The 23508-nt window shown below is 74.2% G+C and carries 21 protein-coding genes; 10 read left to right on the top strand and 11 right to left on the bottom strand.

Features of this window, described 5'->3' with window-relative positions:
- Window positions 1-91: 91 nt before the first annotated feature.
- Window positions 92-475, bottom strand: coding sequence for a cold-shock protein (locus ACF1BE_RS27620; RefSeq protein ID WP_392201715.1), 384 nt, complete (start codon window positions 473-475; stop codon window positions 92-94).
- A 163-nt stretch (window positions 476-638) separates the two neighbouring features.
- Here ACF1BE_RS27620 and ACF1BE_RS27615 point away from each other — a divergent pair, with 163 nt between their 5' ends.
- Window positions 639-890: a hypothetical protein gene (locus ACF1BE_RS27615; protein WP_392201714.1), complete on the top strand. Its 252-nt coding sequence runs from the start codon at window positions 639-641 to the stop codon at window positions 888-890.
- On the opposite strand, the gene ACF1BE_RS27610 is transcribed toward ACF1BE_RS27615, so the two are convergent.
- Window positions 866-1498 (bottom strand): HAD family hydrolase, encoded by a 633-nt coding sequence (locus ACF1BE_RS27610; protein WP_392201720.1) that lies wholly within the window; start codon window positions 1496-1498, stop codon window positions 866-868. The two genes, ACF1BE_RS27615 and ACF1BE_RS27610, sit on opposite strands and share 25 nt — an antisense overlap.
- Before the next feature lie 139 nt (window positions 1499-1637).
- Window positions 1638-2660 (bottom strand): hypothetical protein, encoded by a 1023-nt coding sequence (locus tag ACF1BE_RS27605; RefSeq protein WP_392201713.1) that lies wholly within the window; start codon window positions 2658-2660, stop codon window positions 1638-1640.
- A 98-nt stretch (window positions 2661-2758) separates the two neighbouring features.
- Between ACF1BE_RS27605 and ACF1BE_RS27600 the strand changes: the two genes are divergently transcribed.
- On the top strand, window positions 2759-5440 hold the full coding sequence (locus ACF1BE_RS27600) for a helicase-associated domain-containing protein (protein WP_392201712.1): 2682 nt from the start codon (window positions 2759-2761) through the stop codon (window positions 5438-5440).
- 98 nt (window positions 5441-5538) lie between these two features.
- Window positions 5539-7182 carry a DNA repair helicase XPB gene (locus ACF1BE_RS27595; RefSeq protein WP_392201711.1) on the top strand — a complete coding sequence of 548 codons (1644 nt, stop codon included), beginning with the start codon at window positions 5539-5541 and terminating at the stop codon, window positions 7180-7182.
- 186 nt (window positions 7183-7368) lie between these two features.
- Here the strand turns inward: ACF1BE_RS27595 and ACF1BE_RS27590 are convergent, their stop codons facing one another.
- Complete coding sequence (locus ACF1BE_RS27590) at window positions 7369-7704, bottom strand: hypothetical protein (RefSeq protein ID WP_392201710.1); 336 nt, start codon at window positions 7702-7704, stop codon at window positions 7369-7371.
- On the bottom strand, window positions 7676-8830 hold the full coding sequence (locus ACF1BE_RS27585; RefSeq protein WP_392201709.1) for a glycosyltransferase 87 family protein: 1155 nt from the start codon (window positions 8828-8830) through the stop codon (window positions 7676-7678). Before ACF1BE_RS27585 ends, ACF1BE_RS27590 begins: the two co-directional genes overlap by 29 nt.
- Window positions 8831-9104: 274 nt before the next feature.
- Between ACF1BE_RS27585 and ACF1BE_RS27580 the strand changes: the two genes are divergently transcribed.
- Window positions 9105-11147, top strand: coding sequence for a HelD family protein (locus ACF1BE_RS27580; RefSeq protein ID WP_392201708.1), 2043 nt, complete (start codon window positions 9105-9107; stop codon window positions 11145-11147).
- A gap of 1043 nt (window positions 11148-12190) precedes the next feature.
- Here the strand turns inward: ACF1BE_RS27580 and ACF1BE_RS27575 are convergent.
- Window positions 12191-12895, bottom strand: a complete 705-nt coding sequence (locus ACF1BE_RS27575) for a copper homeostasis protein CutC (RefSeq protein ID WP_392201707.1) — start codon at window positions 12893-12895, stop codon at window positions 12191-12193.
- Between the two features lie 124 nt (window positions 12896-13019).
- On the opposite strand from ACF1BE_RS27575, the gene ACF1BE_RS27570 reads away from it, so the two are divergent.
- Window positions 13020-13664 (top strand): hypothetical protein, encoded by a 645-nt coding sequence (locus ACF1BE_RS27570; RefSeq protein WP_392201706.1) that lies wholly within the window; start codon window positions 13020-13022, stop codon window positions 13662-13664.
- Between the two features lie 36 nt (window positions 13665-13700).
- Complete coding sequence (locus tag ACF1BE_RS27565) at window positions 13701-14792, top strand: GNAT family N-acetyltransferase (RefSeq protein WP_392201719.1); 1092 nt, start codon at window positions 13701-13703, stop codon at window positions 14790-14792.
- Here ACF1BE_RS27565 and ACF1BE_RS27560 read toward each other — a convergent pair.
- Window positions 14774-15049: a DUF4031 domain-containing protein gene (locus ACF1BE_RS27560; RefSeq protein ID WP_392201705.1), complete on the bottom strand. Its 276-nt coding sequence runs from the start codon at window positions 15047-15049 to the stop codon at window positions 14774-14776. The two genes, ACF1BE_RS27565 and ACF1BE_RS27560, sit on opposite strands and share 19 nt — an antisense overlap.
- 7 nt (window positions 15050-15056) lie before the next feature.
- Window positions 15057-15440, bottom strand: a complete 384-nt coding sequence (locus ACF1BE_RS27555; protein ID WP_392201704.1) for a hypothetical protein — start codon at window positions 15438-15440, stop codon at window positions 15057-15059.
- A 55-nt stretch (window positions 15441-15495) separates the two neighbouring features.
- Between ACF1BE_RS27555 and ACF1BE_RS27550 the strand changes: the two genes are divergently transcribed.
- The 4 genes from ACF1BE_RS27550 (at window position 15496) to ACF1BE_RS27535 (ending at window position 19680) form a co-directional block, all read left to right on the top strand.
- Entirely contained in the window at window positions 15496-16401 is a 906-nt protein-coding gene (locus ACF1BE_RS27550; RefSeq protein WP_392201703.1) for a MurR/RpiR family transcriptional regulator, read from the top strand.
- A 120-nt stretch (window positions 16402-16521) separates the two neighbouring features.
- Complete coding sequence (gene murQ, locus ACF1BE_RS27545; protein ID WP_392201702.1) at window positions 16522-17445, top strand: N-acetylmuramic acid 6-phosphate etherase; 924 nt, start codon at window positions 16522-16524, stop codon at window positions 17443-17445.
- Window positions 17446-17461: 16 nt separating this feature from the next.
- Entirely contained in the window at window positions 17462-18910 is a 1449-nt protein-coding gene (locus ACF1BE_RS27540; RefSeq protein ID WP_392201701.1) for a PTS transporter subunit EIIC, read from the top strand.
- Between the two features lie 200 nt (window positions 18911-19110).
- On the top strand, window positions 19111-19680 hold the full coding sequence (locus ACF1BE_RS27535; RefSeq protein WP_392201700.1) for a hypothetical protein: 570 nt from the start codon (window positions 19111-19113) through the stop codon (window positions 19678-19680).
- An 18-nt stretch (window positions 19681-19698) separates the two neighbouring features.
- On the opposite strand, the gene ACF1BE_RS27530 is transcribed toward ACF1BE_RS27535, so the two are convergent.
- From ACF1BE_RS27530 to ACF1BE_RS27520, 3 genes are all read right to left on the bottom strand, one after another.
- Window positions 19699-20826, bottom strand: a complete 1128-nt coding sequence (locus ACF1BE_RS27530) for an NADH:flavin oxidoreductase (protein ID WP_392201699.1) — start codon at window positions 20824-20826, stop codon at window positions 19699-19701.
- 229 nt (window positions 20827-21055) lie between these two features.
- Window positions 21056-22678: a chaperonin GroEL gene (groL, locus tag ACF1BE_RS27525; protein ID WP_392201698.1), complete on the bottom strand. Its 1623-nt coding sequence runs from the start codon at window positions 22676-22678 to the stop codon at window positions 21056-21058.
- 355 nt (window positions 22679-23033) lie between these two features.
- Window positions 23034-23237, bottom strand: a complete 204-nt coding sequence (locus tag ACF1BE_RS27520; RefSeq protein WP_121788175.1) for a cold-shock protein — start codon at window positions 23235-23237, stop codon at window positions 23034-23036.
- Window positions 23238-23508 lie beyond the last annotated feature (271 nt).

Here is a 23508-nt window from a genome sequence, read left to right as displayed (position 1 = left end):
GGGCGCCATGGCGGAGCCATGGCAACCGACGACAACGCGGCGAGGCGCGGCACCAGGACCCGCGAGCCCGGCATGATCCGAACGAGAGGGCCTAGACGTCCAGCTGGTCGGCGACCGCGCGGAGCAGGCCGGCGATCTTCGCCCCGGAGACCTTGTCCGGGTAACGGCCCTTCTCCAGCTGCGGCGTGATGTTCTCCAGCAGAGTCGTCAGGTCCTGCACGATCGAGGCCAGCTCGTCCGGCTTCCTGCGCTGGGCGGCGGCGACCGACGGCGTCGGGTCGAGCACGATGACCGACAGCGCCTGGTCGCCGCGCTGGCCGGCGACCACCCCGAACTCCACGCGCTGACCCGGCTTGAGCACATCGACTCCGGCGGGGAGAACCGAGGAGTGGACGAAGACGTCACCGCCGTCGTCGCGGGAGAGGAAGCCGAAGCCCTTCTCGCTGTTGAACCACTTGACCTTGCCGGTAGGCACGTCTGTCCTCGTCCTCGTACTCGTCGGGGGAATGCTTCGGGAACGGCTCTTGATAGCACAGAGCGGGTCGACCGTGACCCGCCGCTACCAAGGCTAATGGTCTTCGGGCGGGTGACAAGACGGCCCCCGGCTGTTCTCTCGCGCCAGGAACTACCCTGGTCCGGTGCGTGACAAAACCCAACCGAATTCCACCGCGCCCGGTGACCGGCTGATCCGCGCCGGTGCCGTCGTCTTCTTCCTCGGGGCCCTGGCCACCCTGGTCACGGTGGCTCCGCTGCTGCTCGGCGCGACGCCTTTCCCGACGTACATGTTCGGCCTGAGCATGCTCATGGCCGTGGGATTCCTCGTCGCCGGCGCCGGTGTCCTGCGGTCGGTCGCCGCGGGACGGCGTCAGGCGAGGGACGCCTCCCGGTAGCCGGCGAGCCACGCCGGGAACGCCGACAGGTCGTCCAGGACGACGTCCGCCCCGGCCGCGCGCAGTTCCTCCGCCGGGCACGGGCCGGTCGCCACGGCCACCGAGAACGCCCCCGCCGTACGGGCCCCGCGCACGTCGCCGACGTGGTCGCCGACGTACACGCCCGCGCCGTGCTCACGCAGCGCCAGAGCCTTCTGCTCGGCCCACAGGTCACCGACGACCACGTCCGGCTCGATGCCGAGGTGGGCCAGGTGCAGCTTGGCGTTCGGCTCGTACTTCGCCGTCACCACCATCGTCCGGCCGCCGGCCGCCCGCACCGCGTCGATCGCCTCCCGGGCACCGTCCATGGCGTGCGTCGCGGTGATGGCCGTCGCCGGATACATCTCCCGGTACAGATCGGCCATCACCGGCACCTGATCGGCCGGGAACCAGTGGACCAGCTCCTCGGCGAGCGGCGGTCCCAGCCGGGTCACCGCGAGATCGGCGTCGATGTACGTCCCCGTCCGCTCCGCCAGCGCCAGGTAACAGGCACGGATGCCCGGCCGCGAGTCGATGAGGGTCATGTCCAGGTCGAACCCGACGGTCAGTGAGGAAGCCATAGGCCACATTGTGCCGGTCACCCCCACCCCCCGACACCCGCCCTCCTCCGGCGCCACCGACGCCGACGACACCCCTGGGGCGGGCGCGGGGAACGGCGCGAGCAACCACGCCCCACCCGCACCCGGCGCACACGGCGGAGCCCTCCGCTCACCTGCTCCGCTGGGAGCGCCAGACCAGGTACAGCGCCGTGGCCACCGCCGCTCCCCTGACGACCCACGGCCACGTCTCCCCGACGGCGTCGTTCAGGTGGCCCCGGGCGATCGGCTCCCCCCACCGCCCGTCGTTGCGCCCCCACAGCCACACCAGCCCGGCCGCGACCGCCGTACCCGGCAGCACAAGCACCGCCCACTTCGTCTCCGCGGGTGTCAGCCGCCGGGAACCGTAGGCGATCAGCCAGCCCAGCAGCAGCGGGAGCCAGTTGCCGAGCACGGCGCCGGCGGCCAGCGCGGCGGCGCCCAGCAGCAGGAGCGGGTTGGACCAGCCACCGGCGGGGCCGGGAAGGCGGCGGCGCCGGACGGTCCCGGCCGCGGCGTCGGATCCGGCCCCGGCCCCGGCCCCGTCGGGCTCCGCCATCACCTCGGCCTTGCGGGCGCCGGCGCCGTCCGCCTTCCGGACATCGGGCCCTCCGCCCTCCGGCGGCCGTCTGAGCAGCTCCGGGATCTCCACCCCGCCGACGAACCCCGGCACCGGATCGAGGTCCGCCGGCGGACCACCGGTGCTCGTCCGCCACCAGTCCGGCGGCGCCACCCCGTCCCCCAGCTCGTGCGCGGGCGCGAGATGCGGCGGGGACGGCGCGGCGGGCGGGGCCGGCTCGGCGGCGCGCGGACGCGGCACGGCCCGCCCCCACCGCCCGCGGGCCGCCCGCTCCGTCGGCCCGGGCGCCCGCTCCCGGTCCGCGGGCTGCGCCGGCACGGCGGTGCTGGGCGGCTGCGGCCCCCCGGCGGTGCCGTCCGCCGCCGAGACGACCTCGTCGGGGGTGCCCAGACGCTCCAGGATGCGGCGGACGGCGGCGGGCGAGTCCACCGTCGTCCTCGCCCGCGACCGGTCGATCTCGTTGCGCAGCTCCGACACGAGCCGCATGCGGGTGGCCGACGGCAGCTGCCGTTGCTGCGCGACGTCTCCGACGCGGCTCAGATACTCGTAGACGACCTGGTCGCTCTCGATCCCCACGAAACCCCTCCGGGGTGACGCCGACTGAAACCCCGTGAGGACGGTACCGCCTCTTCCCCGACGCCCCCGGCAGGGGGAAGTCCGCTACCGTTGGCCGGATGAGCCCCGAGGCCCACTCAGTCCCTCGGTCCCTCGCGGAAGCGCTCCGCGCCAGGGACGACGCCTCCCTGGCCGCGCTGCTGCGCAGCCGCCCGGACCTCATCACCCCCGTCCCCACCGACCTGACCCAGCTCGCCACCCGCGCCGGCACGCGGGCCTCGGTGCTGCGCGCCCTGGAGCGGCTGGACCGGTTCGCGTTGCAGACGGCGGAGGCGCTGGCGGTGGCCCCGGACCCGGCGTCGTACGACACGCTGCTGGGGCTGATGGCGGGGGACGCCATGGACGAGGCGGTGGCCGCCGCGCTGCCGCGGGCCCTCGGCACCCTGCGCGAGCAGGCGCTGGTGTGGGGCGACGACGTCCGGCTGCGGCTGGTGCGGACCGCCCGCGAACTGCTCGCGCCGTCCCCGCAGCATCCGTCCCCGACCGGGCTGGGCCCCACCGTGCAGGAGGCCACCTCGGGCATGTCGCCGGGCCGGATCCAGGAGATCGTGACGGCGGCCGGGCTGCCGTCGACCCATGACACGGTGTCCGCGGTGACCGCGCTGACCGGGCTGTTCGCCCACCGCAAGAAGATGGCGAAGCTGCTCGCCGGGGCGCCGGAGGCCGCCCGTGAGGTGCTGTCCCGGCTGGTGTGGGGGCCACCGTACGGGCAGGTCACCGCGGATCCGGCCGCGCATCTGCGCTGGCTGCTCGACCGCGGCCTGCTGCTGCCGACGGCCCCCGGCACGGTCGTCCTGCCCCGCGAGGTGGCCCTGTACCTGCGGGAGGGCCGCGCCCACCGCACTCCCGAACCGCTGCCACCCGCGGTGGCGCCGGCCGCGACGCACAGCCCGCAGGTGGTGGACGCGACGGCCGCCGGGCAGGCGTACACCGCCCTGGCCACCGTCGAGGAGCTGCTGAAGGACTGGGACGAGGGCGGGCCGGCGGTGCTGCGGGCGGGCGGGCTGAGCGTCCGTGACCTGAAGCGGACCGCCGTCGCCCTGGACGTGTCGGAGCCGGTCGCCGCCTTCTGGGTCGAGCTGGCCTACGCGGCCGGTCTGATCGCCTCCGACGGCGAGGCCGACGAGCGGTACGCGGCCACGCCCGCCTACGACGAGTGGCTGGAACTGCCCCCCGCCGAACGCTGGGGCCGGCTCGCCCAGGCCTGGCTGACAGCCACCCGCACCCCGGGGCTGATCGGCGGCCGGGACGCCAAGGACCGCACGCTGTCGGCGCTCGGCCCGGGCCTGGACCGGTCCGCCGCGCCCGAGGTACGGCACCGGGTGCTGGGCCTGCTGGCGGCGCTGCCGCAGGGCGCGGCCCCGGACGCCGAGTCGGTGCTGGCCCGGCTGCGCTGGGAGCACCCGCTGCGCGGCCCCGTGGGTGTCGCCCCGCGCGAGCGCGGCGGGGCGTGGGGGAAGGACGGCGGCGAGGAGGATCTGCGTTCCCGGCTCGCCCGCTGGACCCTGTCGGAGGCCGAACTGCTGGGCGTGACCGGTCGGGGCGCCCTGTCTGCGCACGGACGCGCGCTGCTCGGCGCACCCCCCTCCGCCTCCGGTTCCGGTGCCCGCCCCGGTGCCGCGAGGCCCGCCACGCCCGCGGCCGGGCCGTCGGCGACCGGCTCCCCCGCACCCGGTGGCGCGTCCGCTCCCGGCGCATCCCCCGCCGGCGCCCCGGACCCGGCCGGCCCCGGTGACAAGCTCCCCGTGCACCACCACCGGCCCACCGTCCGGCTCGCTCCCCTCTCCGACGCCGACCAGGCCGTCGCGACCGCCGCCGCGACCCGACTGCTCGCCCCGCTGCTGCCGGAGCCCCTGGACCACGTGCTGCTCCAGGCCGACCTGACCGCGGTCGCCCCCGGCCCGCTGCGCCGCCCGCTCGCGGACACGCTCGGTGTGCTCGCCGACGTGGAGTCCAAGGGCGGCGCGACCGTGTACCGGTTCACACCGGCCTCCGTACGCCGCGCACTGGACGCCGGCCGGGCCGCCGCCGACCTGCACGCCTTCCTCGCCGAGCACTCCCGCACCCCGGTCCCGCAGCCGCTCGCCTACCTCATCGACGACGTGGCCCGCAGGCACGGCCACCTGCGGGTCGGCGCGGCCTCCGCGTACGTCCGCTGCGACGACGACGCCCTGCTGAACGAGATCCTCGCCGACCGGCGCGCCGCCGGCCTGCGCCTGCGCCGCCTCGCCCCGACCGTGCTGGCCTCGCCGAACGACCCGGTGACGCTGCTGGAGGGGCTGCGCGCGATGGGCTACGCGCCCGCCGCCGAGTCCGCCGAGGGCGACGTCCTGATCGCCCGCGCCCACGCACACCGCACCCCGCCGCGCACCGCGCCCGAGCCGGTGCCGGAGGGGCCGCCGCCGCCCGACGCCGCGCTCCTCGCGGCGGCGGTCCGCGCGATCCGGGCCGGCGACCTGGCCGCCACGACCCCGCGCAAGCCCGTCGACGGGTCCCCGGCGGGCGGCGAACTGCCCCGCACGTCCTCCGCCGACACCCTGGCCACCATGCAGGCCGCCGTCCTGACCGGCGACTCCGTGTGGATCGGCTACGTCAACGCCGAGGGTGCCGCCAGCCAGCGGGTCATCGCCCCGATCCGCGTCGAGGGCGGTTTCGTGACGGCGTACGACCACACGGCGGACGAGGTGCGGACGTATCCGCTGCACCGGATCACGGGGGTCGCCGAGCTGGCGGAGGAGTGAGACCGCCCGGTGACGCCGCCGGACCCGGGAACCTGGGGGCAACCCCGGTGGATGAGGCACACTGGACGTTTGGCTATTGCGGAAAGGGTGTGCCGCGCGTGAACGGTCCACTGATCGTCCAGTCAGACAAGACCCTGCTCCTGGAGGTCGACCACGAGCGGGCCGGCGACTGCCGGCGTGCCATCGCGCCCTTCGCCGAGCTGGAGCGGGCACCCGAGCACATCCACACCTATCGGGTGACCCCGCTCGGCCTGTGGAACGCGCGCGCCGCCGGGCACGACGCCGAGCAGGTCGTGGACGCCCTCGTGGAGTACAGCCGGTACCCCGTGCCGCACGCGCTGCTCGTCGACATCGCCGAGACGATGGACCGCTACGGCCGCCTCACCCTGAGCAAGCACCCCGCGCACGGGCTCGTCCTCACCACCACCGACCGCCCGGTGCTGGAGGAGGTGCTGAAGTCCAAGCGGATCGCCCCGCTGGTCGGCGCCCGCATCGACGCGGACACCGTGGCCGTGCACCCCTCGGAGCGGGGGCAGATCAAGCAGACGCTGCTGAAGCTGGGCTGGCCGGCCGAGGACCTCGCCGGGTACGTCGACGGTGAGGCGCACGCCATCGACCTGCTGGAGGACGGCTGGGCGCTGCGGCCGTACCAGAAGCAGGCCGTGGAGAACTTCTGGCACGGCGGCAGCGGCGTCGTGGTGCTGCCCTGCGGCGCCGGGAAGACGCTGGTCGGCGCCGGGGCGATGGCCCAGGCCCGGTCCACCACCCTGATCCTCGTCACCAACACCGTCTCGGCCCGGCAGTGGAAGCACGAGCTGGTGAAGCGGACGTCGCTGACCGAGGAGGAGATCGGCGAGTACAGCGGGACGCGCAAGGAGATCCGTCCCGTCACCATCGCCACCTACCAGGTCCTCACGACCCGGCGGAAGGGCGTCTACCCGCACCTGGAGCTGTTCGACTCCCGGGACTGGGGCCTGATCGTCTACGACGAGGTGCACCTGCTGCCCGCGCCCGTCTTCAAGTTCACCGCCGACCTCCAGGCGCGGCGGCGCCTGGGTCTGACGGCGACCCTGGTCCGCGAGGACGGCCGCGAGTCGGACGTGTTCTCGCTGATCGGGCCGAAGCGGTTCGACGCGCCCTGGAAGGAGATCGAGGCGCAGGGCTACATCGCGCCCGCCGACTGCGTCGAGGTCCGCGTCAACCTCACCGACTCCGAGCGGCTGGCGTACGCCACCGCCGAGGCGGAGGAGAAGTACCGCTTCTGCGCGACCACCGCCACCAAGCGGAAGGTCACGGAGGCGATCGTCCGCCGGTTCGCGGGGCAGCAGATCCTGGTCATCGGCCAGTACATCGACCAGCTGGACGAGCTGGGCGAGCACCTGAACGCGCCCGTCATCAAGGGCGAGACCTCCAACGCGCAGCGGGAGAAGCTCTTCGACTCGTTCCGCCAGGGCGAGATCAGCGTGCTGGTGGTGTCGAAGGTCGCCAACTTCTCCATCGACCTGCCGGAGGCCACGGTCGCCGTCCAGGTGTCGGGGACCTTCGGCTCCCGGCAGGAGGAGGCCCAGCGGCTCGGCCGCGTGCTGCGCCCCAAGGCCGACGGCCACCAGGCGCACTTCTACTCGGTCGTCGCCCGCGACACCCTCGACCAGGACTTCGCCGCCCACCGCCAGCGGTTCCTGGCGGAGCAGGGGTACGCGTACCGGATCATGGACGCGGACGAGATCCTGGCGGAGGGCTAGGGTCTTTCGTTCGGATCAGGCCGGATCAGGGAGCGGGTCCTCGTGCCGTGCATCGCAAGGCGGAGGAGGGCGCCATGGCGGAGCCATGGCAACCGACGACAACGCGGCGAGGCGCGGTGTCAGGACCCGCGAGCCCGGCATGATCCGAACGAGAGGGCCCAGGGTCGGCCCGGGCGGCTGGGCGGTCTAGAAGAACGCGTGGCTGTCCATCCAGCCCTTGGTCTTGCCGGACTTGCCGTAGTACCAGGTGACGCCCTTCTTGTAGGCGGTGCAGTACACGCGCACGTTGCTGCCCGCGAACACGGACTTCTTCACCTTGTACGTGTAGCCGGGGCCGGTGCGCATGTCGGCGTGGTCCCACTGGACGACCGGGTAGGTCGCGTCCTTGATGTTCTTGGTGCACCCGGAGGAGTCCACGGCCCAGGCGCCGGGCGCGGCCAGGACGGTGGCGCCCACGGCGAGGGCGGTGGCGGCGGTCAGACCGCCCACCGCCTTACGGATCGGAAGGGTCGGGAACAGCATGCGGTTTCCCCGTTCGCTCGGTCGGAAGGATCGGACAACGGTTGATCATGCTGTCACACGAGCTGATCGGTCCGAGCGGCAGGAGGAACGCCACGAGGGCGTACGCGGCCGCCAACGGCTGCTGCCACCACGACAGTTCCAGATCGAGGACGCCCTCGTGGGGGACCAGCCACATCGTGCGGGCGGTGAAGACGAGGGCCACCAGCACGGCCGTGCGGGTGCGGCCTTCCGCCAGCAGCACCGCGAGCAGCGGCACGCACCACACCCAGTGGTGGGTCCAGCTCACCGGGCAGACCAGCAGGGCCGTGAACGCGGTCAGCAGGACGCCGTGGCTCTCCCGGCGGGCACGGCCCGCCAGCGCGAGGCCCGCCACCGCGACCGCCGCCGCCGGCAGCGCCCAGGCCAGGCCCGGCGCGGGGTCGTGCAGGGCCCGCGCGAGAAGCCCCCGCAGGGACTGGTTGTCCACGATCCACGCCTTGCCCACCCGGCCGGTCTCGTACAGCCGCCGGGTCCAGAAGTCGGCGCTCGCCGCGGGGAGCAGCAGGAAGCCGAGCAGGACGGTGGCGGCGAGACCGGCCGCCGCCGTGGCCGCCTGTCGCCGGCGTCCGCGCAGCAGCAGGTAGACCACGAAGAGGACCGGGGTGAGTTTCACGCCGGCCGCCAGGCCGAGGGCCAGACCCCGGGCCCGGGCGCCGGGCGGCCGGGTCAGGTCCCACAGGGTCAGGCAGACGACGGCCAGGTTGACCTGGCCGAACAGGAGCGTCTGGAAAACCGGTTCCAGCCAGAGCGCGGCGGCGGTGGCCGTGCACAACCGGGCCGGGGACAGCGGGCGGGACGCCAGGCGGGAGGAGAGGGCGACCAGGCTGGCGAGCAGCAGCGCGTTGCCCGCCAGGGAGACCGCCTTCAGGACCGGGACGGGCAGCCAGGCGGCGGGGACGAAGAGGAGTGCCGCGAAGGGCGGGTAGGTCGCCGGGAGCCGCCACTCGGTGACCGTGAAGCCGTACAGGTCACCGCCGTGGGCCGCGGCGGCGCCCTCGGCCCGGTACACCAGCAGGTCGGCCATCGGGGCCCGCTGCACCACGGACAGGGCGGCGAAACCGCCGAGCGAGAGCACCAGGAGGAGCACAGGAAGGACCGGCAGGACACGGGCGCGCGCAGGGGCAGGGGGGAGGGCCGGGAGGAGAGGCGCCACCGTCCGTTTCCGCACGGATGTGACCTTATGCCGCTTCCGGCGCCACGCGCGCCCTGAATGCCTGCGGCACCGATATTCGGTGGCCCCCGCCCGCCGGCCCCTCTAAAATCTCCGCTCTTGCCCGCCTCCCCCACGGAGTGCCGCCGCCCGGCCGGAAACCGGACGGCATCGTCACAGCCCACGCAGCAGGCCCACCGGAGGCACCCCCTTGTCCACGCCCACCGACGACCCCCTCGCCCGCGAACGCTCCCACCTCGCCGCCTCCCGTGCCGCCCTGCGCGCCATGCGAGAGGACGCGGAGGCCCTGGACATCCGCGACGTCACCGCCAACTGGGTCAACGCCGCAGTGCTCTCCCGGCAGATCGAGGACCGTGTCAAGGCGCTGGCCGACCTCAGCGACACCCCGCTGTTCTTCGGCCGCCTCGACTACCAGGAGCAGCGGTGGGAGACGGGCGGTCGCTTCTACATCGGGCGGCGGCACGTGCACGACGCCCACGGCGACCCCATGGTCATCGACTGGCGCGCGCCCGTGTCGCAGCCGTTCTACCGGGCGTCCCGCAAGGACCCCATGGACGTCGGGCTGCGCCGCCGCTTCGGCTACACGGGCGGGGACCTCACGGCGTACGAGGACGAGCACCTCGGCGACCCGGCCGACCCGGCCGACTCCTCGGGGGGCGGCACCACCAGCAAGCTGCTCCAGCAGGAGATCGAACGACCGCGCGTCGGCCCGATGCGGGACATCGTCGCCACCATCCAGCCCGAGCAGGACGAGATCGTCCGCAGCGGACTCGGCGGCACGGTCTGCGTGCAGGGCGGTCCGGGGACCGGCAAGACGGCCGTCGGCCTGCATCGGGTGGCCTACCTGCTCTACGCCCACCGCGAGCGGCTGGCCCGCACCGGCACCCTCGTCATCGGGCCGAACCGGTCCTTCCTGCACTACATCGAGCAGGTCCTGCCCGCCCTGGGCGAGCTGGCCGTGCAGCAGGCCACCGTGGACGACCTCGTCGCCCACGTGGAGGTACGCGGCACGGACGACGCGCCCGCCGCCGTGGTCAAGGGCGACGCCCGGATGGCCGAGGTGCTGCGCCGGGCCCTGTACTCCCACGTGACCATGCCGGCCGAGCCGGTCGTGGTGGTGCGCGGCTCACGGCGGTGGCGGGTCCCGGCGTACGAGCTGGAGGACATCGTCCGGGAGCTGCTGGCGCGGGACATCCGCTACGGCGCCGCCCGCGAGGCCCTGCCGCAGCGCATCGCGCACGCGGTGCTCGTGCAGATGGAGCGGGCCGGGGAGGCCCCGGACGACCGGGTGCAGGACGCGGTCGCCCGCAACGCCGCGGTGAAGGCGGCCGTGAAGACCCTCTGGCCGGCCGTCGACCCGGCGAAGCTGGTGCTGCGGCTGCTGACCGACGCCGAGTTCCTCGCCGAGCACGCCGCCGGGCTCCTCGACGAGGACGAGCAGCGGACGATCCTGTGGGCCAGGCCCGTGCGAGGCGTGAAGGCGGCCCGATGGTCGGCGGCGGACGCGGTGCTGATCGACGAGGCGACCGACCTGATCCAGCGCACGTCCTCGCTCGGCCATGTCGTCCTGGACGAGGCACAGGACCTGTCCCCGATGCAGTACCGGGCCGTCGGCCGCCGCTGCACCACCGGCAGCGCGACCGTCCTGGGCGACCTCGCGCAGGGCACGACCCCGTGGGCGACCCGGAGCTGGGCGGAGGCGCTGGGCCATCTGGGCAAGCCGGACGGGGCCGTCGAGGAGCTGACGGCCGGTTTCCGCGTGCCGACGGACGTGATCACGTACGCCTCCCGGCTGCTGCCCCACATCGCGCCCGGCCTCACTCCCGTCGCCTCCGTCCGGGAGAACCCCGGTTTCTTCGAGATCCGTACGGTCGCGGAGCCGGCCGGTGTCGTCGCCGCGTGCGCCGAGTTGCTGCGCAACGAGGGCTCGACCGGCCTGATCGCCGCCGACGCCCGGATCCCGGAGCTGGCCGAGGCGCTGACCGCGGCCGGCATCGGGTACCTCGAACCGGGCCAGGAGACGACCCAGGAGACCCGGCTGACCCTCGTCGCGGCCTCCCTCGCCAAGGGCCTGGAGTACGACTACGTGGTCCTGGACGAGCCGCGGGCAGTGGTGGACGGCGAGCCGGACGAACGCACGGGCCTGCGCCGGCTGTACGTGGCACTGACCCGCGCCGTGTCAGGCCTGATCGTCACCCACGCGGACCCCCTGCCCGCCCAGCTCGCCGGATAGCACGCGGCACCGCCCGCGCGGGCCCCACGTCGAGCACGCCCGGCCCGTACCCGCCCGCTCCCGCGCCGGGTACGAGGCGCGGGCCAACGCGTCCCGCTCCCGGGCGCGTGCGAGGCGCGGGCCAACGCGTGCGCCGCCGCTGCGGACGAGCCATCCGGCGGCCCACCCGCGAGCCCCGCACCCCCACGTCCGCCCCCGGGGCCGGCCGCGCGGCCCGCCGCCCTGCCCCGCCCTGGCAGCCCGGCCCCGGGCCCGGGCCCGCCACCCGCAGACCCCGCACCAACGCACTCGCCGGCTGCCGGGCCCGGGTGCGGGTGCGGGTACGACGCGCGGCCCACCGCCCGTTCCACACCCGCGCCAGGGCGAGGGGCAGGGAAACACCGCCCGCATCCGCCGTCCGGCCCGGAACGAGGCGCGCTGCCCACCGCCCGCGCCACACCGGCGGCCCCGCCCCCGACAGCACCCGGCACGCCCGCATCCGCCGTCCGGCCCAGGGCGAGCCGCGACCCGCCGCCCATGCCACACCTGCCGCCAGGACGAGGTGCGCGGCCCACCGCCCGCGCCACACCGGGACCCGGGGCGCGGTACGGGGAACACCATCGGCGCCACACCCGGCACCCCGCCGCACCCGGCAGCACCCGCTCGCTCGCCACCCCTGCCACGCCCTCGCGGCCGGCCCTCGGGCCCCGCCCGCTCCCGGGTGCGCGGTGCGGCCGGTCCCCGGGGACACCCGCCTCCTGGGCCGGCCCAGGCTGCGAGGCGCGCCGGCGCCCATGCCGACCTGCGGCCGAGCCACGCGGGACGCCGCCCCCTGCCGCGCCCTCACACCCGGCCTCCGGGCCCGCGCATACCCGCGGCCCAGGGCGAGGCGCGGGAACACCACCCGCGCCACACCGGCGGCTCCGCCGCACCCCGCGCACCCGCATCCGCGCCGCTCGCAGGCCCGCGGCGAGCCACGCGGGACGCCGCCCCTGCCGCGCCCGCGGTCCAGGGGCCCGTCGGCACGGGTGCCGGAGAACCGCGCTGCCCGCCCCGGCGAGGGGCTACGCGGCGTCGGCGTCCGCGTCCAGGGTGGTGCGCCACCGGGTGACCGCCTCTACCGAGACCGGGCCCTGCCAGCCGTCGGGGCGGGCCGCGCCACCGATGTGGAACGCCGTGAGGCCGCCGGCCCGGAGCCGGGGCACGTGGTCCAGCCGGAGGCCGCCACCCACCAGGATCTGCTGCGCGTACCCGGGCTCGCCCCCGCGGGCCGCCTCGGCGAGCAGGGTGGGCAGGCCGTCGTCCACGCCCGTGGCGGAGCCGGCGGTGAGGTAGGTGTCCAGGCCGGGCAGGTCGGCGAGGTGTTTGCGCAGGGCGTCGCGGTCGGCGGCCCGGTCGATGGCCCGGTGGAACGTCCACCGGCAGCCGTCGAGCGCGGCCACGACCCGCTCCACCGCGTCCAGGTCGACGCCGCCGGCCGCGTCCAGGAACCCGAGCACGAACTGGTCGGCGCCGGCCGCCCGCAGCTCGCCGGCGAGCCCGGCCAGCCGCGTCACGTCACCGGCCGCGAACCCGTCCGCGAGGCGGAGCATCACGCGCAGGTCGATGTCTACGGCGGCGCGGATCGCGGCGACGGTGGCGGGCGAGGGGGTGAGCCCGTCGGCCGCCATCTCGGTGACCAGTTCCAGCCGGTCCGCGCCTCCGGCCCGGGCGGCGACCGCGTCCTCGGTGTCGAGGGCGATCACCTCCAGGACTGCACGCTTGCTCATGGCACCCCATTTCCTCCGCGACTACAGGTCTAGTCCAATCAAAGCCTACGCCCGAACAGGGACGCCCCTCACCCGAAACGGAACCGCGGCGCCGGCGGGCTGGCGGCGCGGCAGAATGCCGTCCATGGCCGACCTCGACGCCCTGCGCCTCCGTTTCACCCACGCCCTGGAAGCCGCCCGCGCCCCCGGCGGCGGCCCCGACCCGACGCCGTACGCCGACAACCTGCTCACCCGATGGCAGGAGCCGCAGCGCCGCTACCACACGGTGGCCCACCTCACCGAGGTGCTCGACCACGTGGACGTCCTGGCGCCCTGCGCCTCCGACCCGGACGTGGTCCGCCTGGCCGCCTGGTTCCACGACGCCGTCTACCTGCCCGAACGGTCCGAGAACGAGGAGCGGTCCGCGCGGCTTGCCGAGCGCGCCCTGCTGGAGGCCGGCCTGTCCGGAGCGAAGACCGCCGAGGTGGCCCGGCTGGTCCGGCTCACCGTCACGCACGACCCGGCCGCCTCCGACCGCGACGGGCAGGTGCTGTGCGACGCCGACCTGGCCGTCCTGGCCTCGCCCCCGTCGGCGTACGCCGCCTACACCGCCCGGATCCGCGAGGAGTACCACTTCGTCCCCCAGGCCGCCTTCCGCACGGGCCGTTCGGCCCTCCTGCGCCGACTCCTGGAACTGCCGAGCCTGTTCCGCACGCCGTACGGCCAGGAACACTGGGAGGCGACCGCCCGCCACAACCTCGCCGGTGAGCTGGAAATGCTGTCGCCCTGAGAACGGCCCCCGCCGTACTGTGCGCGCATGCGGACGATGAGCGGGGACCAGGTGGACGCGGCCGTCGCGAGCTGCACGGCGACACTGCGCGCGGGAGTGGACCGGGACTGGGAGGCGGCCCACGCCGCCGGCATGGAGTGGACCTGCCGTACGACGGCCTTCCACATCGCCCAGGCCTTCACCCACTACGCGAGCCGTCTCGCCAGCCGTGCCCAGGACCGCTTCCCGCTGGCCATCACCCTCCCCGAGGGCACCGACAACGCCGGACTGATCCAGGTCGTCGAGGCGACCGGCGCCCTGGTGGCCGCCGCCGTCCGCACCGCGCCGCCCGGGGTCCGCGCCTTCCACCCGCAGCCCTTCGGCACCGCCGACCGTGAGGGCTTCGCGGCGATGGCCGTCACCGAGGCGCTCCTGCACACCCACGACATCGCGCGGGGTCTCGGCCTCGCCCACGAGCCCGACCCGGACCTCGCCGCGGCCGTCCTCGCCTGGCTCTTCCCCCACGTCCAGCCCGGCCCCGAGCCCTGGCCGACCCTGCTGTGGGCGACCGGCCGCGGCGACCTGCCCGGCCGCGCCCGGGTCACCGACTGGACCCTGTACAACAATCTGGTCCTCCCCACCGGGCGCCTCCTGCTCACCGGCATCCGCCCCGCCGTCGCCGACGATGTGCGCCTGGGCGGCACGGGCGGCCTCGACTGGCTCGGGGACGGCCCGCACGAGGGCACCCGTCAGGCCTGTTCGTATCTGATGAAGGCCTACGAAGCGGGCGTCCACCGCCCGGAGTTCGGTGTCTTCGCCCTCGTCCGGCAAGAGGACGGCCGGGCGATCGGCGGCGTCTGCTTCCACGGCGCCCCGGATGACGAGCGCCGGGTGGAGATCGGCTACGACGTGATCGAGGGCGCCCGCGGCGACGGCTACGCGACCGAGGCGGTGCGCACCCTGACCGAGTGGGCGCTGGCCCGGGACGACGTCGACACGGTCGTCGCGACGATCGCACCGGACAACCTGTCCTCGCAACGGGTGGTGACCCGGGCCGGGTTCGCCCGGGCGACCGTGGAGGAGGAACGGATCGCCCACGAGGAGTACGACATGGACGGCGGCCTCCGGCTCTACGTGCGCCGCGCCTGACGCACCTTCGGCCGGCGCAGCCCGGACGCCCGCAGCAGGCGCACCACCTCGCGGCTGCGGACCTCCACCGCCCCGGCAGCCACCGCGTCCGCGTACCGGTGCGACGGCAGGTCGTAGTGGTCGCGCTCGAAGGCCCGCCGGGGAACGCCCAGGGCCTCGGCGAACCGGTGCAGTTCGTCGTAGGACACATCGCTCACCAGGTGCGACCACATGCGCCCGTGTCCGGGCCAGGCCGGCGGGTCGATGTAGACGGTCATCGGCGCCTCACGAGGGCGCCGTCCCGCCCGTGGCCGAGCCGAGCGAACCCACCGGGGCGACCTTCACACCCGCCTTGTGGCACACCCAGTGCGGGTCCGGGCCCAGTTCCGGCTCCACCTCCAGGGCGTGCGGGTCGCCGTCCCCGCACACCGGGCACAGCGGCCAGCGGCCGTACCGGTCCAGCAGCGCGTCCTGTACGTCCTGCGCGACCAGCCCGGCGACGAAGCCGGCACCCTCCGGCCACTGTTCGACCCACCAGCGCCGCTGCACGACGGAGTCCTCCACCAGCGAGACCACGTCCGGCTCCGCGGTCCGGCCCGCGACCAGGTCCGCGAGCACCAGGGCACGGGCCGCGTGCAACGCCTGTTCCAGGGGGCTGATGGGATCCATGCCCCCATTGTGCGCACTCTTGACCCCGGCACGGAACCGAAAATATCTTTCAGAGGTGACCCAGGACCTGAAGGAAAGTTTCGGCAGTCCGGGCGGCTCCCTCGCCGCCAAGGTGCGCACCCTCGCCCCCTCCATGACCCGCTCCATGCAGCGCGTCGCCGAGGCCGTCGCGAGCGACCCGGCCGGCTGCGCCGCTCTCACGGTCACCGGCCTCGCCGGGCTCACCGGCACCAGCGAGGCCACCGTCGTGCGCACCGCCCGGCTGCTCGGCTATCCCGGCTACCGCGACCTGCGCCTCGCCCTGGCCGGGCTCGCCGCCCAGCAGCAGTCCGGCCGCGCGCCCGCCATCACCACCGACATCGCGGTGGACGATTCCCTGGCCGACGTCGTCGCCAAGCTGGCCTACGAGGAACAGCAGACCCTCGCCGACACCGCCGCCGGACTCGACACCGGCCAGCTGGGCGCGGCCGTCACCGCCCTGACCGGCGCCCGGCGCACCGACGTGTACGGCATAGGAGCCTCCGGGCTCGTCGCCCAGGACCTCACCCAGAAGCTGCTGCGGATAGGGCTCATAGCCCACGCGCACAGCGATCCGCACCTCGCGGTGACCAACGCGGTGCAGCTCCGCTCGGGTGACGTGGCGATTGCCATCACGCACTCCGGGTCGACCGGGGACGTCATCGAGCCGCTCCGGGCCGCCTTCGAGCACGGGGCGACGACCGTCGCCATCACCGGCAGACCCGACTCGCCCGTCACCCAGTACGCCGACCTGGTACTGACCACGTCGACATCGCGGGAGTCGGAGCTGCGGCCCGCCGCGATGTCCTCCCGGACCAGTCAGCTGCTGGTGGTGGACTGCCTGTTCGTGGGGGTCGCCCAGCGGACGTACGAGACGGCGGCACCCGCGCTGGCCGCGTCGTACGAGGCGCTGGCCCACCGGCACCGGAGTGCCTCGCGCTAGAACGTAGGACGGACCGTTCGCGGGGATCCGCGGGCCGGCTGGGCTTGTCGCGCAGCTCCCCGCGCCCCGGTCCGGTTCACTGGCCCCCTGTCGAATGAGTCCTGGAGAGAGCCACCCCCCATGACCTCTCATGACCTGCGCACCGAACTGGCCTCCCTGACCACCGAGGCCTTCCGGCCCGAGCTGGCCGACATCGACCGACTGCCCACCCTGGAGATCGCCCGGCTGATGAACGGCGAGGACGCGGGCGTACCCGGCGCCGTCGCCACCCAGTTGCCGAGGATCGCCGCCGCCGTCGACGCCGTCGCCGCGCGCATGGCCCGCGGCGGACGGCTCGTCTACGCCGGAGCCGGGACCGCCGGCCGGCTGGGCGTGCTGGACGCCTCCGAGTGCCCGCCCACGTTCAACACCGACCCCGCCCAGGTCGTCGGCCTCATCGCGGGCGGCCCCGACGCCCTGGTGACCTCCGTGGAGGGCGCCGAGGACTCCGGGGAACTGGCCCGCAGGGACCTGGACGCGCTGAAGCTGAACGCCGAGGACAGCGTGGTCGGCGTCTCCGCCTCCGGCCGCACCCCCTACGCGGTCGGCGCCGTCGAGCACGCCCGCGCACTGGGCGCGCTGACCGTGGGCGTGGCCTGCAACGAACACAGCGCGCTGGCCGCCGCCGCCGAGCACGGCATCGAGGTCGTCGTGGGCCCGGAGCTGGTCACCGGCTCCACGCGGCTGAAGGCGGGCACGGCTCAGAAGCTCGTGCTCAACATGCTGTCGACCATCACGATGATCCGGCTGGGCAAGACGTACGGGAACCTGATGGTCGACGTGCGCGCCTCGAACGAGAAACTGCGGGCCCGCTCCCGCCGGATCGTCGCGCTCGCCACCGGAGCGGGCGACGAGGAGATCGAGAAGGCCCTCGCCCAGACCGGCGGCGAGGTCAAGCACGCGATCCTGGCGCTGCTCGCCGGAGTCGACGGCCCGACGGCCGCCCGCCTTCTGGAGGAGTGTGACGGCCATCTGCGTGCCGCGCTGGCGCACGCCCCCCGCTGACCCGCACGCTCGGGGCGTGCGCAACGACTCCGCCTCCACCGCGACCGCCGTCCTCGCCCGGGTGGGCGGCCCGGCCAACGTCGTCTCCGTGACCCACTGCATGACCCGCCTCCGGCTGACCCTCGCCGACCCGGCGGCCGGGGACGAGGAGGCCCTGCGGGCCCTGCCCGGCGTGCTCGGGGTGGTGGGCGGCGGGGACGTGTGGCAGATCGTGCTCGGGCCCGGGGTGGTCGACGAGGTCACGGCCGAGGTGCGGGCGCTGCTGGCCGGACGGACCGCCGACGCCGCCCCCGGGGCGGCGGGCGGCCAGGGCGCCCCGGCCACGGAGTCCGCCCGGCGCCGCGACGCCACCCCCGTCAGGACCGCCCTGCGCCGCGTCGCGCACGTCTTCGTGCCGCTGATCCCCGCCCTCATCGGCTGCGGCATCCTGGCCGGGTTCAACGGCCTGCTGCTGAACGCCGGCCTGCTGCCCGCGCTCACCCCCGCGCTGTCCGCGATCGCCTCCGCGTTCATGGCCCTGATCCCGGTGTTCGTCGGCTACAACACCGCGAAGGAGTTCGGCGGCACACCCGTGCTGGGCGGGGCGGTCGCGGCGGTCGTGGTGTATCCGGGCGTGGCCAAGGTGACGGCGTTCGGTGTGCACCTGGCACCCGGACAGGGCGGGGTGCTGGGCGCGCTCGCGGCGGCGTTCCTGGCCACGCGGGTGGAGAAGTGGTGCCGGGGCCGGGTCCCGGGCGCGCTGGACGTCCTGCTGACCCCGGCCGTGACGGTCCTCCTCGCCGGCCTGGTGACGCTGTACGGCCTGATGTACGCGGCCGGCACGGTGGCGACGGCGATCGGCACGGCCGCGACCTGGCTGCTCGCGACCACCGGAGCCCTGGCCGGGCTGCTCCTGGGCGGCCTGTTCCTGCCCCTGGTCATGCTGGGCCTGCACCAGGCGCTCATCCCGCTGCACGCCACCCTGATCGAACAGCAGGGCTACACGGCCCTGCTGCCGCTGCTGGCGATGGCGGGCGCCGGCCAGGTGGGCGCGGCCCTCGCGGTCTACGTCCGCCTCCGGCACGACGTCCCGCTGCGGACGACCATCAGGTCGGCGCTCCCGGCGGGCCTGCTGGGGGTCGGCGAACCCCTGATCTACGGCGTCTCCCTGCCGCTCGGCCGGCCGTTCCTGACCGCCTGCGCGGGCGGGGCGGCGGGCGGGGCGTTCATCGGCTTCTTCGCCATGCTGGGCACCCGGGTGGGCGCCACGGCGATCGGCCCGTCGGGCTGGGCCCTGTTCCCGCTGCTGGCCGGGAACCGCGGCCCGGCCCTGCTGGCCTCGGTCTACGCGGGCGGCCTCCTCACCGGCTACCTGGTGGGCTTCCTGGCGACCTACGTCACCTTCCGGCCCGCCGCCCCCGCCACCCCCGGCGACACCGCCACCGACACCACCACGACCGCCACCACCCCGGCCCCCGGCACCTGACGGGCCCCGGGGACGCCCAGCCCTCCCGCGGCTCGTACGGCGGGCACGAGACGCCGGGGACGGCGAGGCCGGTCCGGTGCGCGCCGGATCGGAGGCGGCGGGCGGCCGGCGGTGGCGAGCGGTGCCGGGGCGGTGGCGGGCGCGCGGTCCGGCATCCGGTGGGGCAGGGCACCATGGTGGGGAGGAGGCGACCGATCGACATGAACCATGCCCAGCTCACCGCCCTCGGACGGGCTCTGCGGCTGCTCGGGGAGCACGGAGAGGCCCTGACCGCCGACACGCCGGACACCCGGCTGCACGAGATCAGGAGCGATCTGCGGCGCGCCCTCGACCTGCTGGACGACAGCGTCACGGCCGGCGCGCCCGCCACCCGGTGCCCCGAGCATCCGCAGGGGCCTGTCGACGACAGCGCCCCCGACCTGTGTCTGCTGTGCGAGACCCGGCGCCGGGCCGCCCGCCGCTCGGAGTTCCAGGGCAGGCCCCGGTCCGGCGAGCCGGCGCCGTCCGCTCCCTCCCGCTACGGCGTCCGCGGCGACCGGCCCCAGCCCCAGCAGCGGTGGCTGCCGGAGCTGTGGAACGGCCAGGAGTGGCAGCTGTGCGGCACACCCCGGCGGGACCTCCGCGAGGCCGAGGCGTACCTCGCGGCCCAGCGGCGCGGCTCCCGGCCGGCCATGGCGTACCGGCTCGTGCACGAGTTCACCGACTACGAGGTGCTGCGGGTGTGGGGAACACCGCTCCGGGTCGACATCGAGCCCATGGGCAATCTGTGACCGGGCCGGCGACCGGGGTCAGCTCAGGGTCTTGATCGCCGACGCGTCGTACGGCGCCAGCTCCTCGAAGCGGTCGGCGAGCACCTTGGCGGCCCACTCCGGGTCCTGGAGCAGCGCGCGGCCGACGGCGACCATGTCGAACTCGCCGTCCTCCAGGCGGTCCAGGAGGTTGTCGAGGCCCTGGACCGGGGAGCCCTCGCCCCGGAAGGCGTGCACGAAGTCGCCGTCGAGGCCGACCGAGCCGACGCTGATGACCGGCTTGCCGGTGAGCTTCTTGGTCCAGCCGGCCAGGTTCAGGTCCGAGCCGTCGAACTCGGGGAGCCAGTAGCGGCGGGTGGAGGCGTGGAAGGCGTCGACACCGGCCTCCGCGAGCGGGGTGAGGATGGCCTCCAGCTCCTCGGGGGTCTCGGCGAGCCGGGCGTCGTAGGCCTCCTGCTTCCACTGCGAGTAGCGGAAGATGACGGGGAACTCCGGGGAGACGGCGTCGCGGACGGCGGCGACGATCTCCGCCGCGAACCGCGCCCGGGCCACCGGGTCGCCGCCGTAGCCGTCGGTGCGGCGGTTGGTGTGCGCCCACAGGAACTGGTCGATGAGGTAGCCGTGGGCGCCGTGGATCTCCACGCCGTCGAAACCGATGCGCTCGGCGTCCGCCGCGGCCTGGGCGAACGCGCCGATGACGGCGTCGATGTCGGCCTGGGTCATGGGCGTGGCGTCCGCGGTGCCGTCGATGCGCAGGCCGGAGGGGCCGTGGGAGGGGGCGTCCGGGAACGGCGCGTCACCCTGGTTGCGGACGGTGCCGATGTGCCACAGCTGCGGGACGATCGTGCCGCCGGCCGCGTGTACGTCCTCGGCGACCTTCGCCCAGCCCGCCAGCTGCTCCTCGCCGTGGAAGCGCGGGACGCGGTCGCTCTGGCCGGCCGACGGGTGGCCCACGTAGGTGCCCTCGGTGACGATGAGGCCGACGCCGGCGGCGGCGCGGCGGGCGTAGTACGAGCGCACGTCCTCGCCGGGGATGCCACCCGGGGAGAACATCCGGGTCATCGGCGCCATCACGATCCGGTTGGGGACGGTGAGGCCGTTCAGGGCGATCGGCCGGGACAGGATCCGGGCCGTGCGGGAGGCGGAGGCGGGGGTCGTGACGGTCACGTGGGGGCTCCTCGGGGTCTCGCTCGGTATACCGTTCGGTATGTGCGCGCGCATTGTTGCACCTGATGAATAAACCCCGTGCACGCCTCCGCGCATTCCGTCCGCACCCTCCTCTCCCCGTGACCCCGGTCACACCGGCACCCGCCGGAAACGCCCGAGGGCGGCACCCCCTGCCTCAGCAGGGGGTGCCGCCCTCGGGCGGAAGGACAGGCGATCAGCCGGAGGCCGATCAGAAGTCCATGTCACCGCCCGGCATGCCGCCGCCGGCCGGCGCGGCGGCCTTCTCCGGCTTGTCGGCGATGACGGCCTCGGTGGTGAGGAACAGCGCGGCGATGGACGCGGCGTTCTGGAGCGCGGAACGCGTCACCTTCGCCGGGTCGATGATGCCCTCGGCGATCAGGTCGACGTAGTCACCGGTCGCGGCGTTCAGGCCGTGGCCCGGGGTGAGGTTGCGCACCTTCTCCACCACGACGCCGCCCTCGAGGCCGGCGTTGACGGCGATCTGCTTCAGCGGGGCCTCGAGCGCGATGCGCACGGCGTTGGCGCCGGTCGCCTCGTCACCCTCGAGCTCCAGCTTCTCGAAGACCTGGGAGGCCTGGAGCAGGGCCACGCCACCACCGGCGACGATGCCCTCCTCGACGGCCGCCTTCGCGTTGCGGACGGCGTCCTCGATGCGGTGCTTGCGCTCCTTGAGCTCCACCTCGGTGGCGGCACCGGCCTTGATGACCGCGACACCGCCGGCGAGCTTCGCCAGGCGCTCCTGCAGCTTCTCGCGGTCGTAGTCGGAGTCGCTGTTCTCGATCTCGGCGCGGATCTGGTTGACGCGGCCGTTGACCTGCTCGGAGGAGCCCGAACCGTCGACGATGGTGGTCTCGTCCTTGGTGATGACGACCTTGCGGGCGCGGCCCAGGAGGTCCAGGGTCGCGTTCTCCAGCTTGAGGCCGACCTCCTCGGAGATGACCTCGCCGCCCGTGAGGATGGCGATGTCGCCGAGCATGGCCTTGCGGCGGTCGCCGAAGCCCGGGGCCTTGACGGCGACGGACTTGAAGGTGCCGCGGATCTTGTTGACGACCAGGGTCGACAGGGCCTCGCCCTCGACGTCCTCGGCGATGATCAGCAGCGGCTTGCCCGACTGCATGACCTTCTCCAGGAGCGGGAGCAGGTCCTTGACCGAGGAGATCTTGGAGTTGGCGATGAGGATGTAGGGGTCCTCGAGCACCGACTCCATGCGCTCCATGTCGGTCGCGAAGTAGGCGGAGATGTAACCCTTGTCGAAGCGCATGCCCTCGGTGAGCTCGAGCTCCAGACCGAAGGTGTTGCTCTCCTCGACGGTGATGACGCCTTCCTTGCCGACCTTGTCCATGGCCTCGGCGATCAGCTCGCCGATCTGGGTGTCGGCGGCGGAGATGGACGCGGTGGAGGCGATCTGCTCCTTCGTCTCGACGTCCTTCGCCTGCTCCAGCAGGGCGGCGGAGACGGCCTCGACGGCCTTCTCGATGCCGCGCTTCAGGGCCATGGGGTTGGCGCCGGCGGCGACGTTGCGCAGGCCTTCCTTGACCAGGGCCTGGGCGAGAACGGTCGCGGTGGTCGTACCGTCACCGGCGACGTCGTCCGTCTTCTTGGCGACTTCCTTGACCAGCTCGGCGCCGATCTTCTCGTACGGGTCCTCGAGCTCGATCTCCTTGGCGATGGACACACCATCGTTGGTGATCGTGGGGGCGCCCCACTTCTTCTCGAGGACGACGTTGCGGCCCTTGGGGCCGAGCGTCACCTTCACGGCGTCCGCGAGCTGGTTCATGCCGCGCTCGAGGCCGCGCCGCGCCTCCTCGTCGAACGCGATGATCTTGGCCATGTGAAGTGGTCCCTCCAGGACTGGGGGTGATTCCTTCGGACCGCGCCCGCGCCCGCGACGGACGGCTCGCCGGCCGCGTGGTTCCTTGCCCCACTTGGCCTGCGGGCCTCACCGACCCGGTCCTCGTTGTCACTCTCACCTTCAGAGTGCTAACGCCAATGATTAGCACTCGGCATGGTCGAGTGCAAGCGCCTCGGGGGGTACGAACCCTCGGTCAGCCCCGCGCGAACACCGGCCGGGACCCACACCCGGGCACGGCCGCGGACCCGGACCCCGCTCCGGACCGGCACGGACCCGGGCACGGCGAAGGGCCCGCACCCTGTGCCGGTGCGGGCCCTTCGCCAACAGAAAACGTTCAGGCGCCGAGGCGAACCATGTCGGCCTGCGGGCCCTTCTGGCCCTGCGAGATCTCGAACTCCACCCGCTGGCCCTCTTCCAGGGTGCGGTAGCCGTCCATCTGAATGGCGCTGTAATGGACGAAGACGTCCGCACCACCGTCGACCGCGATGAAGCCGTACCCCTTCTCCGCGTTGAACCACTTGACGGTGCCCTGAGCCATGCCTAACTCCCCTATTACTGGCCCTTGCACAGATCCGCACTTCGCGAACCCGGGTCAGACCTCACCCCCCACTGGCCGGGGGCGTGCGCCGGAACGCGTCGACCGCGGCTGAATGTATCTGTCCAACTGCCGTCTGCAACAGGTCAATCGGACGAGAAATCTGGACGCGCGCGGTCCGGAATGTGGCGAGAATTCATCCGACTTCGGGGCAAGTCGGGCCTCACAAAGGGCACGAATGCCGCGGAACACCCCAGCACTTTGGCTGTTTCTT

This window comes from Streptomyces sp. NPDC014991, assembly GCF_043080665.1.
In the GTDB taxonomy this organism is placed as follows: Bacteria; Actinomycetota; Actinomycetes; order Streptomycetales; family Streptomycetaceae; genus Streptomyces.
Note: the sequence above shows the minus strand (reverse complement) of the source record. Positions and strands in the feature narration are given on the sequence as shown.